The following is a 13,621-nucleotide window of genomic DNA, read 5'->3' on the forward strand; positions in this document are numbered from 1 at the left end:
TCGCGCGGCATGACCCCTGCGGTCGCCGTGATACTCGGCCTGAGCGTTGTCACGATCGTCCTGCTGCTCGGCGCGTTCTTCGCGACCACGGGTCAAGGCAGGAAGGGCGGTGAGCCCGAGCCCTCCGGGGAGCCGCCTCCGCCTCCTCCTCTGCTTTCGGCTCCGGCCGAGGCCGCGCAGCCGCCCCAGCCGAACACGGGCCGGGTCGGCATCGACTACCCCGACCCGCGGATGATCAGGGTGGGCGACACGATCACCTGCCAGGGGGTGCGCAGCGGTGTCCTGGGGGCCATGCACCTGTCGTGGCAGGGCACCGAGTGGACCGAATACCTCCTCGACGACGGCACGCGCCGCTACCAGTGGCTCTCGGTCGAGGAGCGCCCGGGGAGCGGCGCCGGAGACCCGCCCCACCTGGAGGTGCTGCTGTGGACGTCGGTGCCCACTCAGGGCATGATCCCCGCCAGGACCACCCTGAGCGTGGAGGGGATCGACTTCTTCCCCGTGGACCGGGGCACCGCCGCCTTCCGCGGTGAGGGGGTCACCTCCATGCCGGAGCGGGGCCTGCTCGACTTCGCCGACTACCGGGCCGCGGACGGCCGCCTGCTCAGCTTCGAGCGCATCCAGGGCGGCCAGTGGAGCTCCTCCTACGCCCAGCCCGTCCCCCCGGGCGCCATCGCCTTCGAGCGGAAGGTCTGACCGGGGTCCCCTTCGCGCGGCGAGGGGAGTCTCCTTCCGGTCGGCGACGGGCTACGGCTTCGAGGAGGAGGCGCGGTCGTTCGTGCTGACCCCTGACCACCGGTGAGGGCACGATCTGACCCTAGGACTCGAAGTCCTGGAGAGGAGAGTGCTCACTCACCAGCGGCTACCAGGCACCGAGCCTGCCCGAACAACTGACCCGGTAGCTTCCATCAGGAGAGGTCGACCCGCTTCGCCGAGGCCCGGGTGTCGGCCTTCCACCCCTCGTCGCCCGTCGCGACCGCCCATGTCTGGCCGTCGTAGCGGATCCGGCTCAGCCCGAACTCCTTGGCGTGAGCGGCCGACCAGCTCGCGACCAGCCAGCCCCGCCTCCGGGAGGGGGTCGCCAGGGTGGCGTCCGCACCCAGCGCCCGCGCCAGTTCGCGTTCGGCCTTGCCGGTGGCGGGCTGCGGGGTCTTGCCGGTCGGCGCCGGGAACCAGCAGTGCACGGCCTTGGGGACGCGTCCGGTGAAGGCCGCGGCCAGGAGCTTGCCGTCCTCCTCGTGCTGGGCGTAGGCCGACCCGTCGGCGGAGCGCTGCACGAGCTGGGCCGCCTCGTGCAGCGGCAGCTTCTGGTAGTTCTTCACCTTCGCCAGGGCGGCGAAGAACTTCCCCGACGCGTAGACCGGGTCGACGAGCTGCTTGGGCGTGCCCCAGCCCTGGGAGGGACGCTGCTGGAACGCTCCGACCGAGTCGCGGTCGCCGTGGGTCAGGTTCTTCAGCTTGGACTCCTGGATGGCGGTGGCGTAGGCGATCACGACCGCCCGCTCCGGCAGCTTCCTGCGGGCCGCCACGGCCGCGATGACCGAGGCCACCTGGGCCTGCTCGATCTCCAGATCCAATGTGCCCTCGGGAGTGGTGACCTTGCACCCCTCGCCGAGTTCCTTGAACGGCGTCACCCTGTTGATGAGTATGAGAACGCCCGCGGTGATACCCACCGCGAGCACTGTCACGATCGCGATGATCGCGATGACTTCTTTTGAGAAGCGCCGTCGCACGGTCAAGAACCTACCGTTCCACGGCGATTGGGAAGCCCGGGAAACCCCTGTGAACACTAGGCTCCCGCCCATGACCGGAACCGATGCCGGGTCGCTGCCCGCGGCGCTCGACGATCTCTGGCACCGGCGGAGAGAGCTGAGCCCCGCCGACACGGCGGCCCGCGGCGTCGTGGTGAACGCGATCGACATGCTCGACAGCGGCAGGGTCCGGGTGGCGGAGATCTCCGCCGCCGGTGAGGTGGTCGTGAACGCGCGGGCCAGGCGGGCCGTCCTGCTCGCCTTCCGGGTGCTCGGCATGGCCAGGTCCCAGGTGGGGGACTTCCACCACCACGACCGCGTGCCGTTGAAGACCTCCGTCGACGGGGTCCGCGTCGTACCGGGTGCGATCGCCCGCTGGGGTGCCCACCTGGCGCCCGGGGTCGTGCTGATGCCCTCGTTCGTCGACATCGGCGCCCACGTCGGCACCGGCAGCATGGTGGGCACCTGGGTCTCGGTCGGCTCGTGTGCCCAGATTGGGGGGAACGTCCGGCTGGCCGCCGGCGTCACCGTCGGCGGGGTGGACCATCTGGACGACCCGGATGCCCCGGACGACCTGGACGGCCTGGGCGGCGTCGACGACCCGGCGCGACCGGGACCGTCAGCGTCGCCGGGGTCGCCGGGGTCGCCGGACGCGGGGTCGCCGGACATGGGACCGGCGGACATGGGACCGGCGGACACGGTGCCGGCGGTGGTGGAGGATGACGCGCTGATCGGCGACCGGGCGGTGGTCGCGGCCGGGGCCCGCGTCGGCCGGGGCGCCGTGGTCGCCGCCGGGACGATCCTGTCGGGCGTGACGCCGGTCGTCGACGCGCGTACGGGGGAGGAACTCGCCCCGGGCCGGATCCCCGACTGGTGCGTGGCGACCGGCGGCAGCCGGCACCGCGACCTTCCCGGCGGTGCCTTCGACCTGCCCTGCGTGGTGGTTCTGGACCGCCTGGAACCGGGCCGCCGCCCCGGCCGCGCGGAACTCGGCGGGATCCTCCACGGGGGGCGGAGATAGGGTCGCGGGCATGAATACGCGTCTGGACCTCACACGGGACGTCGGAGAGCTGACCGCGCGGATCGTGGACATCGAGTCGGTCAGCGGCCGGGAGAAGGCGCTGGCGGACGCCGTCGAGGAAACCCTGCGGCCCCTCCCGCACCTGACCGTCCACCGCGACGGCGAGGCGATCGTGGCCCGCACCACGCTGGGCCGTGACGAGCGGGTGGTGATCGCCGGGCACATCGACACCGTCCCGGTCGCCGGCAACCTGCCCAGCCGGGTCGAGGACGGCCTGCTGTACGGCTGCGGCACCTCCGACATGAAGGCGGGCGTCGCGGTCGCGCTGAAGCTGGCCGCCGCGTTGCGTGAGCCCCGCCGTGACGTCACCTACGTCTTCTACGACTGCGAGGAGATCGAAGCCGAGCGCAACGGCCTGCTCCGGCTCAGCCGCGACCGTCCCGACTGGCTCGCCGGCGACTTCGCGGTGCTCATGGAGCCCACCGACGGCGTCATCGAGGGCGGCTGCCAGGGCACGCTCCGGGCGGAGATCATCACCCGCGGCAGGCGCGCGCACAGCGCCCGGTCCTGGCTGGGAGTCAACGCGATCCACGCCGCCGAGCCGGTCCTCGCCGTCCTGAACGCGTACGAGGCGAGGCGCCCGATCGTCGACGGGCTGGAGTACCACGAAGGACTGAACGCGGTGGGCGTCTCCGGCGGCGTCGCGGGCAACGTCGTCCCCGACGAGTGCGTGGTGACGGTGAACTACCGCTTCGCACCCGACCTGTCGCTGGACGACGCACAGGCGCACGTCCGGGAGGTGTTCGACGGGTTCGAAGTCGTCTTCACCGACGGTGCCGCCGCCGCGCGGCCCGGCCTGACCCACCCGGTGGCCGCCGCCTTCGTGGCCGCCGTCGGCGGCACGCCCCGGGCCAAACTCGGCTGGACCGACGTCTCCCTCTTCTCCGGGCTCGGAGTGCCCGCGGTCAACTACGGCCCGGGTGACCCGAATCTGGCGCACCAGCAGGGGGAGTTCGTCACCCTGGAGAAGATCGCCGAGTGCGAGCGCAGAATGCTCGACTGGTTGTCCTGACGCTTCCGCCGGAGATCCCGCCGGGGGATGAAGATCGGCAGCAAAATGAAAGTGGCTTTCCTCGCCGGCCATTTGGCGGGGAAAGCCACTTTCAGTCCCGAGCAGCACCCTCGGCAGTTAGACGTGGGCCGCGCGAAATCCGGTTCCGTCTTTTCACGGAGATTTTTCAAGATTTTTTGTAGACGGCGCTACGGTGACCCCCATGAAGAAAACGCGTCCGGAACGTCGTCAGGGGGCCGCGGTCGTCCGTGGCGATCTCGTCCCCGAGTCCACCCACGACCAGCGGCTTCTCGACAGGAGGGGCCCGGCCGACTGGCTGCACATGGATCCGTGGCGGGTGCTGCGCATCCAGGCCGAGTTCGTGGAGGGCTTCGGCCAGCTCGCGGAACTCCCCCAGGCGGTGACGGTCTTCGGCTCCGCGCGGACTCCTGCGGACACGCCCGAGTACGAGATGGGCGTCGAGCTCGGCCGCAAGCTGGCCGGGGCCGGTTACGCCGTGATCACCGGCGGGGGGCCCGGCTGCATGGAGGCGGCCAACAGGGGGACCGCTGAGGCGGGCGGCGTCTCCGTGGGCCTGGGCATCGAGCTGCCCTTCGAGCAGAGCATGAACGAGTACGTCGACCTCGGCATCGAGTTCCGCTACTTCTTCGTCCGCAAGACCATGTTCGTGAAGTACTCCTGCGGCTTCGTCACGTTGCCCGGCGGATTCGGCACGCTGGACGAGCTCTTCGAGGCGCTGACCCTGGTGCAGACCGGCAAGGTCACCTCCTTCCCCGTGGTGCTGATGGGCACCGGGTTCTGGGGCGGACTGCTCGACTGGATCAAGACGACCCTCGTGGAGACCGGGAAGATCTCCCCGCGGGACGTGGACCTCATCCATCTCACCGACGACGTGGACGAGGCCGTGAAGATCATCGTGGACGCCGACCGGCGTCACGGCAGGCAGCGTGACGAGGAGCGCAGGGCCACCGCGAACGCGGTCGGCGACGCCGAATAAGGTCGGCACGTGTTCATATGCGTGTTCCTGGCGTCCAGCCAGAAGATCGATCAGAAGTACATCGCGCTGGCCGAGGAGGTCGGGGCCGAGCTCGCGGCGCGGGGGCACACCCTGGTGAGCGGTGGCGCGCGGGTCTCGTGCATGGGCGCGGTGGCCCGCGCCGCCCGCGCGGCCGGCGGCCGCACCGTCGGGGTGATCCCGCAGGCGCTGGTGGACGTGGAGCTCGCGGACGAGGAGTCCGACGAGCTGGTGGTCACCGCCGACATGCGAGAGCGCAAGGGCGTCATGGACGCCCGCTCCGACGCGTTCCTGGTGCTGCCCGGCGGCATCGGGACCCTGGAGGAGCTGTTCGAGATCTGGACGTCGCGGACGCTGGGCCTGCACGACAAGCCGCTGGTGATCCTCGACCCGTGGGGCCTCTACGCCCCGTTGCGGCAGCTGGTCGAGGGGATGCACGAGGCGGGCTTCACCCGGCCCAACGTCTTCGACGCCATCTCCTGGACCACCACGGTCGGGGAGGCGTTCGAACTGCTGGAGAAGTCGACCAGGCACCTCGTGCCCAGTGCCGAGGAGCTAGGCGAGGCCACGGCGGGTTAGCGCGGGCGGCCGGCGGCCGGCCAGGGAGTCGGCCATCTCGACCGCGAGCCGCACCTGGTCGGGGCGGGCGGTCCGGAAGACCCGGGCGCCCGCCCAGGCGCAGACCGAGGCGGCGGTGAGTTCCGCGGCCTCGTCCACCCCGGCCGGATCGATCTCGCCGGCCCCGGCGGAACCGGCCCCGCCGGCTCCCGCCGGGTCGGTCTTGCGGGCTCCCGCCGGGGTGGTTCCGTGAGCTCCCGCCGCCGACAGGGCGGCCGCGGCCAGTGTGGCGGGCGTGACGACCACGGTGTGCCCGGCGCGGACCAGCTCCTCGACCTCCGCGAGGGAGTGCGCCTCCACCCAGCCGGGTTCGCCCTGGTCGCCGGGTTCGAGCACGATGAGAGCCGTCATGACCCGATCCTAGATCAGGGGAGTTGTGGCACGATTCGTATGTGTTGGTCGTTCTCGCTCTCGCTGCCATAGCCGTCATGGTCGGTGTCACAGCGGTCGCCATGGGGCGGGGAGGTGAGCTGGCGGAGTTCGCCCCGGACGTGCCCCCGCTCAACCTGCCGCAGGCGGGCAGCCTCGGCGCGGTCGACTTCATGACGCTCCAGCTCCCGGTGAGCCTGGTCGGCTACCACACCCAGAGCGTGGACGAGACGCTGAACCGCGTGGCGAACGCGCTGAGCGAGCGCGACACCAGGATCGCGGTGCTGGAGCAGCGGGTGTCCGAGCTGCTCGCGAGCAGGCTGCATGCCCGCCAGGATCCGTACGGTGGCCCGCCGGCCGCCGTACGGGCCGAGCCGGGGCACGGGGAGCCCGCCGTGGAGGCCGGGCACTCCGACGGCCCGCGGAAGACCGATGCCGATGCCGAGGCCGGGTCTCCGGACGGGACGGCCGAGGCGCAGGAGCGGTCCGAGGCCGGGCCCGAGACCGACGCCGGGCCCGAGACCTCCGGCGCCGAGCCGGAGACACCCTCCGGCGCATCCGAGACCGTCGGCGCCGAGCCGGAGACGCCCGGCGCCGAGCCGGAGACGCCCTCCGACACCGAGCCGGGAACGTCCGATGCCGAGTCGGAGACGCCCGCCGACGCGGAGAGGGATGCCGAGCCCGCTTCCGCCGGAGCTTCGTCCGCGGGAGACCCCGGGGGCGACGAGGAGTCGCCGGCCGCCGCGGCGCGTTCGAAGGTGCGCAAGCCGTGACCGCGGAGGAGGGAACCACGACGACGGTGAGCGAGCCGCCGGCCGAGCTCGTCCGCTGCGGGTGGGTCACCTCGGCCGCCGACTACATCGCCTACCACGACGAGGAGTGGGGGCGTCCGGTCACGGGTGACGACCGGGTGTTCGAGCGCCTCACCCTGGAGGCGTTCCAGTCGGGCCTGTCGTGGATCACCATCCTGCGTAAGCGGGAGAACTTCCGGGTGGCCTTCGCCGGGTTCTCCATACCGGCCGTGGCGGCCTTCGGGCAGGACGACGTCGAGCGCCTGCTGGCCGACGCCGGCATCGTCCGGAACCGGTCCAAGATCGAGGCTGCGATCGCCAACGCGCGCGCCGCGCTCGACGTGGAGCTCTCCGACCTGGTCTGGCGGTACGCCGATCCCGGCGCCCCTGTTCCGGAGACCCCGGCTGACGTGCCCGCCCAGACCCCGGCGTCCAAGGCGCTCGCCAAGGAGCTCAAGTCACGGGGTTTCCGCTTCGTCGGACCGACCACCGCCTACGCGCTGATGCAGGCCATCGGCCTGGTCAACGACCACCTGGCCGGCTGCTGGACCCGCGTGTCCGCTCCGCCGCCGGGGGCGCCGCCCGCACCGGTCGCACAGGACGGCGCGGGTGTTCCCGAGGACAAGTTTGGCCGTCCGCGGGGCCTCGGACAACGGTCTTGATCGCCGGATGAGCCGACGCTGAGATTGATCGTTCCCATTCTCGGTGCGGAGGCGGGATAATAGGACATCACAGAAGACGTGAATGCGTCGGCCACCCTCGGGTCAATCGGAGATCCGGAGCCCCGAAGCAGGAAGGGATACACGCATGGCGGCTATGAAGCCGAGGACCGGTGATGGTCCGCTGGAGGTCGTCAAGGAAGGTAGGGGGATCGTCATGCGGGTTCCTCTGGAGGGTGGCGGCCGTCTTGTCGTCGAGCTCTCCGCTGACGAGTCGAGCGCCCTCGCCGAAGAACTGAAGAAGATCGTCGGCTGACCTCGATCTGACACGACGGCGGTGGAGCGGGGCCATATTCACGCTTGCTCGGGGAGCATGACACCTGCGACGGCCCGCACGACCGCGACCGACAGCGAACACGGCCCTGGCCTTCGGACCGCCCCGCGGCGGCTCGCGCCAGGGCCGCGGTGTCTCCCGGCGCCTTCCGGGCCTACGACTGGAGTTGACCCGCATGCCCATCTCTTCCCATGTGCTCCTGCCCCGCGTTCCCTACGGACAGGGGCTGTCCGCCGGGTCGCCCGGCGATTCCGTCCCCGCTCCACCGGGGGACGCGGAACCCGGCACGCCCGGTGACGCGGAGCTGCTCGCCGTCCCCTTCGCCGGAGACCGCGAGCCCGAGATCGAGCTGCCGCTGCCCGTCGCCGCGCTGCTCGCCCACTACCAGGCCAAGGGCGAGGCCGGTGAGATCGTCGAGGTGCCCGTCGCCAACGGCGACGTGGTGGGCAGGGTGCTGCTGTACGGGGTCGGCGACGGCTCGGCCCCGGCCCTGCGCAAGGCCGGGGCCGCGGTGGCCAGGCGGGGCAAGGGCAGGGAGTCCATCAGGATCGTGCTGCCCGAGGGGCCGGTGGCCGCGTTCGTGGAGGGCGCTCTGCTGGCCACGTACACCTTCCGGGTGGGCGAGGCGACGTCCGCCCCGGTGCTGCTGGAGTTCGTCGGCGAGGAGGCGCAGGCGGAGGTCGCCCGGGGCCGGGTGATCGCCGACGCCGTCGCGTTCGCGCGTGACCTGGCCAACACCCCCTCCTCGGTCAAGTCGCCCGCCTGGCTCGCCGAGCGCGCCGTCGAGCACGCCGTCGGTGAGGGCGACGGCTGGCGCGTCAGTGCCCAGGTGTGGGACGAGGCGGCGCTGAGGTCCGGCCGTTTCGGCGGCATCCTCGCCGTCGGGCAGGGGTCGGTCACCCCGCCCCGGCTCGTTCGGCTCTCCTACGAGCCCGAGGACGCCACCGGTCACGTGGTGCTGGTCGGCAAGGGCATCACGTACGACACCGGCGGTCTGTCACTCAAGCCGACGGACAACATGAAGTTCATGAAGACCGACATGGCCGGTGGCGCGGTCGTCATCGCGGTGCTCGGCGCGTTGGCCTCGCTCGGGGTGCGCCTGCGGGTCACCGGTCTGGTCGCCATCGCGGAGAACTCCTTCTCCGGTACGGCCCAGCGTCCCTCCGACGTCATCACGCAGTACGGCGGTCGCACCGTGGAGGTGCTGAACACCGACGCCGAGGGCCGCCTGGTGATGGCCGACGCGCTGGCCTACGCCGACGCCGAGCTCGACCCGGACGTGATGGTCGATGTCGCCACCCTCACCGGGGCCATCAGCATCGCCCTGGGCAAGGGCCTGGGTGCGGTCTTCGCCTCGGACGACGCGCTGGCCGGTGAACTGATCGAGGCGGGGGAGAGCAGCGGCGAGCAGCTCTGGCGGATGCCGCTGATCGACGACTACGTGCCCGCGCTGGAGTCGCCCGTGGCGGATCTGTCCAACATCGAGGCCGGGTCCACCTACGGCGCGGGTTCCATCACCGCGGCGCTGTTCCTGCGCGAGTTCACCGGAAAGCGGCCCTGGGCACACCTCGACATCGCGGGAGTCGGCCGCAGCGGCGCCGACGAGGGCGTCTTCAGCAAGGGGGCCACCGGGTACGGCGTCCGGCTGCTTCTGGAGTGGCTGTCGCGCCGTTGAACGGGGCGCCGCCCCCCACTGTCAGTCGGAGAGCTTCACCGCGGCCAGGATGCCGTCGCCGAGGGGCATCATCAGCGGGCGGAGCCGCTCGTCGGAGCGGACCAGCTTGCCCAGTTCCCGCACGGTGACGGTCTCCGGGTCGCGCCGGGTGGGGTCGGTCACCCGGTTGCCCCACAGCGCGTTGGTGAAGACCACCACGCCGCCCACGCGCAGCAGGCGGACGGACTCGGCCAGGTAGTCGGGGTACTCGTGCACGGAGCCGTCGCAGAAGACGAGGTCGTAGCCGCCGTCGGAGAGACGCGGCAGCACGTCCAGTGCGCGGCCGGTGATCAGACGGACCCGGCCGCCGGAGAAGCCCGCCTGGGCGAAGCTCTGCCGGGCCAGGCGCTGGTGCTCCGGCTCCACGTCCACGCTGGTGAGCGTGCCGTCCTGGCGCATGCCCCGCAGCAGCCAGAGGCCGGACACCCCGCAGCCCGTGCCGATCTCCACGACGGCGCGGGCGTTGACGGCGGTGGCCAGGAAGCAGAGGGCGGCGCCGCCACCGGGGAGGACCGGAGGCGCGCCCACCTCCGCGGCGCGCAGCCGCGCCGCACGCAGGATGTCGTCCTCCGCGTGGAACTCCTCGGCATAGGCCAGAGCGGCCTCCAACGGACTTGTCGGCGTCTCTGCCATCGGCCTCTCCTCCCGCTTTCTCCGTACACAGTCATATAGACGCTGGGTCGCAGCCTAAGGGAGGCAGGCCCGATCGGGAACTCATGTGCGGCCCGGTGCGTTGCACGGTTTAAGCGGCCTTTGCCGGGCCTCAGGGTAGTGAGTACGCACGAAGGGACGAAACCAGGCACTATGGCGATAGCGGTGGTCCCGGAGAGAGGAGTGCTGGTGGACGAATACGACCACCAGACCGATGCTCCAGTGTCCGACTGGACACCTCCCACGTGGGAGGAGGTAGTGCGGACGCACTCGGCGCGGGTCTATCGGCTGGCCTACCGGCTGACCGGTAACGTCCACGACGCGGAGGATCTCACCCAGGAGGTCTTCGTCCGTGTGTTCCGGTCGTTGTCCAACTACACGCCGGGCACTTTCGAGGGCTGGCTGCACCGGATCACCACGAACCTGTTCCTCGACATGGCGCGCCGCAAGCAGCGCATCAGGTTCGAGGGGCTCGCCGACGACGCGGCCGAACGGCTGCGCGGGCGAGAGCCCTCACCCGCGCAGGTGTACGACGACACCCACCTGGAGCCCGACATCCAGGCGGCGCTCGACGCGCTCGCGCCCGAGTTCCGCGCGGCCGTCGTTCTCTGTGACATCGAGGGGCTCTCCTACGAGGAGATCGCGGCGACGCTGGGTGTGAAGCTCGGCACGGTCCGCAGCAGGATCCATCGCGGGCGGGCACAGCTGCGGGACGCGCTGGATCACCGCGCGCCGCGCGGTGATCAATTCCCCCCGAGCGTCACCCACGGGGAGGAGTTCGCATGAGAAACCACAGTCATGACGAATGTCACGACGAGCCTCTCGGCAAGGAGTGCGCATGAGTCATCTCGGAGAGCGCGTTTCCGCTCTGGTAGACGGTGAGCTGAACCATCACGAGCGTGACCGGGCCCTGTCGCATCTGGCGTTCTGCGCCGACTGCCGGGCCGAGGTCGACGCCGTGCGCGCGTTGAAGAGCCGCCTGAGGTCGCTCGACGGGCCCGCCATGCCCGCCGACCTGACCATGTCGCTGCTGCGGATGGCGGAGCCGGGCGGCCCGTTGCCTCCGCGTGAGCGCCCCTTTCCGGCCCCGCGTACCTTCGGCGGTGCGCCAATACCGAGCATGCACAGTGTCGCGCCTCCGGACAACCGGCCCCGAGGCCGTGCCGGAGGCCCCCGCCGTGCCCGGCGCGCGGGATACGTCGCGGTGGGCGTCGCGTCGGCGGCCGTGGCGATCGGCACACTGTTCGTGGTAGGCGGCGGCGCCGATCCCGGTCCGCGCGTGCCGCCGGTCGACATGTTCGCCAACCAGCACCGCAGCGTCGCACCCTACAACGGGCCGGCCACGCCGACCCTCTCGCCGACCCCGTAGCCGGGCCGTCCGCCGTCCCCGTCCTCGTCCCCGCGGTCGTCACGCCGCCGGGACGACGGCGGGCCGGAGACGCCGCAGCGTCGCGGCACCCCCTGACCGCACCGTCACCGAGACGGTGGTCGGAGTGCCACGCCGCCCCTGGTTCCGACCCCTCCCCGGCATCCGCCGCCGGGCTACCGGATGCGTTGTAGGTAGTGTCGGTTTTAATCCGATCTGGGATGCTTGGTGAAAGGCGTCGCCACGGTTGGCATGCGGAGCGGCGCAACGGGCATACGATCTGGACTCGGGACCCGGTTGGGCAGGAGGCGATCTGGGCGCGTGGGGGCCATGTCTACACCGTCTTCGCGGGCACGCAGGCCGATGCGGTCGTCGTGCCGGCGTCCCGCGAGCCCGTGCCGGGCCTACGGAGAAGCCCCGGCGGTGGCGCGCACCGACTGCTCTCCCGGGTCAGTCCCTTCCGATGACAGGCGTTTTACACATCTCGTATGCCGCTCGGGGGAAGATTGCCGGGTTGACCCGGTGAGCGGCCTCCTGCGAGGCAAGGAGTAGTGACGAATCGATGACCGACGAGGCCCGTACCCGCGAGGCGCGCGACGCCGAGGGGCGTACGCCGTCGGACTTCGCCGACGACGGGCGCGCCACGCCCGAGTTCTCGCGTCCGGAGTTCCTGCCCGCCGACGAGGCGGTGCCCCTCGGCGGAGACAGGCAACGCGACGACGCCTGGAACCGGTCGGCCGGTCCGCAGGACCACAGTCCGTGGAGCCGTCCCGCGCAGCAGGGCCACGGCGAGCCGTTCCACCACGGCGATCCCGGCAACCGCGAGGTCTGGGAGACGGGCTCCACCGACCCCGGCTGGGGCGACCCCTCCGGCAGACCCCACCGTGACACCGCGACCTTCGCCTCTCCGTTCGGTCCCCAGCCTCCACCGCCGGCCCAGGCGGTCGGCATGGGCCCGGGCTGGGCGCCGCCGCCTGTCGCACCCGGCGGTCCCAGACCGGCGGAGTTCGCCGCGCCGGGCGGTTTCGGTGGGCCGGGCGGTTTCGGCGGTCCCGTCGCGCCTCCCGCCCGCAGCGGTCCGCGTACCACCACGTTCGTCGTCCTCGCCGTGGTGATCGCGATCCTGGCCTCGACGATGGGCAGCGTCGGCACCTACCTGCTGACCCGTCCGGCGAGCTCCGGCACCGACCCCTCGTTCCAGCTGGGTTCGGCGCCGAAGGGCTCCAACGCCCGACCGCCGGACTCGGTGGCCGGGGTGGCCGCGAAGGTCCTGCCCAGTGTGGTCTCCCTGGCCGTCGAGGGCGGCACGACCTCCGGCAGCGGCTCCGGATTCCTGATCAAGGGGGGCTACGTGGTGACGAACAACCACGTGGTCGCCGCGGCCGACCCGAACGGCCAGATCCAGGTCCAGTTCAACAACCGCAAGTCCACCTCGGCCAGGATCGTCGGCCGCGACCCCGAGTCGGACCTCGCCGTGGTGAAGCCCGAGGAGACCTTCGGCGCTCCCGAGATCGCCCTCGGCAACTCCGACAACGTCGTCGTGGGCGACCCGGTCATCGCCATCGGCTCCCCGCTCGGCCTGACCGGCACCGTCACCTACGGCATCGTCAGCTCGCTCAACCGGCCCGTGCAGGCCGGTGAGGAGACCATCAACGGCTCGGACACGACGTGGCTCAGCGCCATCCAGACCGACGCGGCCATCAACCCCGGCAACTCCGGCGGCCCGCTGGTCAACACCAACGGTGAGGTCATCGGGGTCAACTCGGCGATCGCCACGCTCGGCCGGTCGCTCAGCGGCCAGAGCGGCAACATCGGCGTGGGTTTCGCCATCCCGGTGAACCACGCCCGCCGCGTCGCGGAGGAACTGGTCAGCACGGGCAAGGCGAAGAAGTCGCGCATCGGCATCACCATCGATCCGAACCACCAGGGTGCCGGTGTCCGCATCGGGTCGGAGGCCAGCCAGGGCGTCGAGCCGGTCGAGCCGAACGGTCCCGCCGCGCAGGCGGGTCTGAAGCCCGGTGACATCATCCTGGAGGTCAACGGCGTGGTGCTCCAGGACGGCAACGAGCTGATCGCGCTGATCCGCAACAAGGCTCCCGGGGAGAAGATCCAGGTCAAGTACCAGCGGGGCGGTCAGGAACGGACCACCACCGTGACCGTCGGAGCGGCGCCCGAACAGCCCTCGCCGAAACCGTCCTGAGGCGGGCGATGACGATTCCCAGGCCGGTCGCCCCCGGCGGCGGCGCTCTCCGGGAGGCGA

At 71.4% G+C, this 13,621-nt stretch carries 15 protein-coding genes; 12 read left to right on the top strand and 3 right to left on the bottom strand.

What is annotated here, in order from left to right; all coding sequences use genetic code 11:
• The first annotated feature begins 9 nt into the window (after window positions 1-9).
• Window positions 10-696, top strand: coding sequence for a DUF4178 domain-containing protein (locus tag F4562_RS21045; RefSeq protein ID WP_184544991.1), 687 nt, complete (start codon window positions 10-12; stop codon window positions 694-696).
• Between the two features lie 212 nt (window positions 697-908).
• Here F4562_RS21045 and F4562_RS21050 read toward each other — a convergent pair whose 3' ends face one another.
• Window positions 909-1,688 carry a hypothetical protein gene (locus F4562_RS21050; RefSeq protein ID WP_311734156.1) on the bottom strand — a complete coding sequence of 260 codons (780 nt, stop codon included), beginning with the start codon at window positions 1,686-1,688 and terminating at the stop codon, window positions 909-911.
• Window positions 1,689-1,803: 115 nt separating this feature from the next.
• Between F4562_RS21050 and F4562_RS21055 the strand changes: the two genes are divergently transcribed.
• The 4 genes from F4562_RS21055 (at window position 1,804) to F4562_RS21070 (ending at window position 5,438) form a co-directional block, all read left to right on the top strand.
• Window positions 1,804-2,772, top strand: a complete 969-nt coding sequence (locus F4562_RS21055; protein ID WP_184544995.1) for a DapH/DapD/GlmU-related protein — start codon at window positions 1,804-1,806, stop codon at window positions 2,770-2,772.
• A 10-nt stretch (window positions 2,773-2,782) separates the two neighbouring features.
• Window positions 2,783-3,844: a succinyl-diaminopimelate desuccinylase gene (gene dapE, locus F4562_RS21060; RefSeq protein ID WP_184544997.1), complete on the top strand. Its 1,062-nt coding sequence runs from the start codon at window positions 2,783-2,785 to the stop codon at window positions 3,842-3,844.
• 202 nt (window positions 3,845-4,046) lie between these two features.
• Window positions 4,047-4,841, top strand: coding sequence for an LOG family protein (locus F4562_RS21065; protein WP_184544999.1), 795 nt, complete (start codon window positions 4,047-4,049; stop codon window positions 4,839-4,841).
• 9 nt (window positions 4,842-4,850) lie between these two features.
• On the top strand, window positions 4,851-5,438 hold the full coding sequence (locus F4562_RS21070; RefSeq protein ID WP_184545001.1) for an LOG family protein: 588 nt from the start codon (window positions 4,851-4,853) through the stop codon (window positions 5,436-5,438).
• On the opposite strand, the gene F4562_RS21075 is transcribed toward F4562_RS21070, so the two are convergent.
• Window positions 5,415-5,828, bottom strand: a complete 414-nt coding sequence (locus F4562_RS21075; RefSeq protein ID WP_184545003.1) for a hypothetical protein — start codon at window positions 5,826-5,828, stop codon at window positions 5,415-5,417. The genes F4562_RS21070 and F4562_RS21075 overlap by 24 nt on opposite strands.
• 77 nt (window positions 5,829-5,905) lie before the next feature.
• Between F4562_RS21075 and F4562_RS21080 the strand changes: the two genes are divergently transcribed.
• From F4562_RS21080 to F4562_RS21095, 4 genes are all read left to right on the top strand, one after another.
• Window positions 5,906-6,619, top strand: a complete 714-nt coding sequence (locus F4562_RS21080; protein ID WP_184545005.1) for a prolipoprotein diacylglyceryl transferase — start codon at window positions 5,906-5,908, stop codon at window positions 6,617-6,619.
• Window positions 6,616-7,299, top strand: a complete 684-nt coding sequence (locus tag F4562_RS21085; protein WP_311734157.1) for a DNA-3-methyladenine glycosylase I — start codon at window positions 6,616-6,618, stop codon at window positions 7,297-7,299. Before F4562_RS21080 ends, F4562_RS21085 begins: the two co-directional genes overlap by 4 nt.
• A gap of 145 nt (window positions 7,300-7,444) precedes the next feature.
• A complete protein-coding gene (locus tag F4562_RS21090) occupies window positions 7,445-7,612 on the top strand; it encodes a DUF3117 domain-containing protein (protein ID WP_184545007.1) in 168 nt (55 codons plus the stop codon).
• A 193-nt stretch (window positions 7,613-7,805) separates the two neighbouring features.
• Window positions 7,806-9,305 (top strand): leucyl aminopeptidase, encoded by a 1,500-nt coding sequence (locus tag F4562_RS21095; protein WP_184545009.1) that lies wholly within the window; start codon window positions 7,806-7,808, stop codon window positions 9,303-9,305.
• A gap of 21 nt (window positions 9,306-9,326) precedes the next feature.
• Here the strand turns inward: F4562_RS21095 and F4562_RS21100 are convergent, their stop codons facing one another.
• Window positions 9,327-9,977 (bottom strand): O-methyltransferase, encoded by a 651-nt coding sequence (locus tag F4562_RS21100; RefSeq protein WP_184545011.1) that lies wholly within the window; start codon window positions 9,975-9,977, stop codon window positions 9,327-9,329.
• Between the two features lie 171 nt (window positions 9,978-10,148).
• Here F4562_RS21100 and sigE point away from each other — a divergent pair, with 171 nt between their 5' ends.
• The 3 genes from sigE to F4562_RS21115 all read left to right on the top strand — a co-directional run bounded on the left by sigE (window position 10,149) and on the right by F4562_RS21115 (window position 13,561).
• Window positions 10,149-10,781: an RNA polymerase sigma factor SigE gene (gene sigE, locus F4562_RS21105; protein WP_184545013.1), complete on the top strand. Its 633-nt coding sequence runs from the start codon at window positions 10,149-10,151 to the stop codon at window positions 10,779-10,781.
• Between the two features lie 52 nt (window positions 10,782-10,833).
• Entirely contained in the window at window positions 10,834-11,364 is a 531-nt protein-coding gene (locus tag F4562_RS21110; RefSeq protein WP_184545015.1) for an anti-sigma factor family protein, read from the top strand.
• 559 nt (window positions 11,365-11,923) lie between these two features.
• Window positions 11,924-13,561 (top strand): S1C family serine protease, encoded by a 1,638-nt coding sequence (locus tag F4562_RS21115; protein WP_184545017.1) that lies wholly within the window; start codon window positions 11,924-11,926, stop codon window positions 13,559-13,561.
• The last annotated feature ends 60 nt before the right edge of the window (window positions 13,562-13,621 follow it).

This window comes from Streptosporangium becharense (genome assembly GCF_014204985.1).
Taxonomy (GTDB): Bacteria; Actinomycetota; Actinomycetes; order Streptosporangiales; family Streptosporangiaceae; genus Streptosporangium; species Streptosporangium becharense.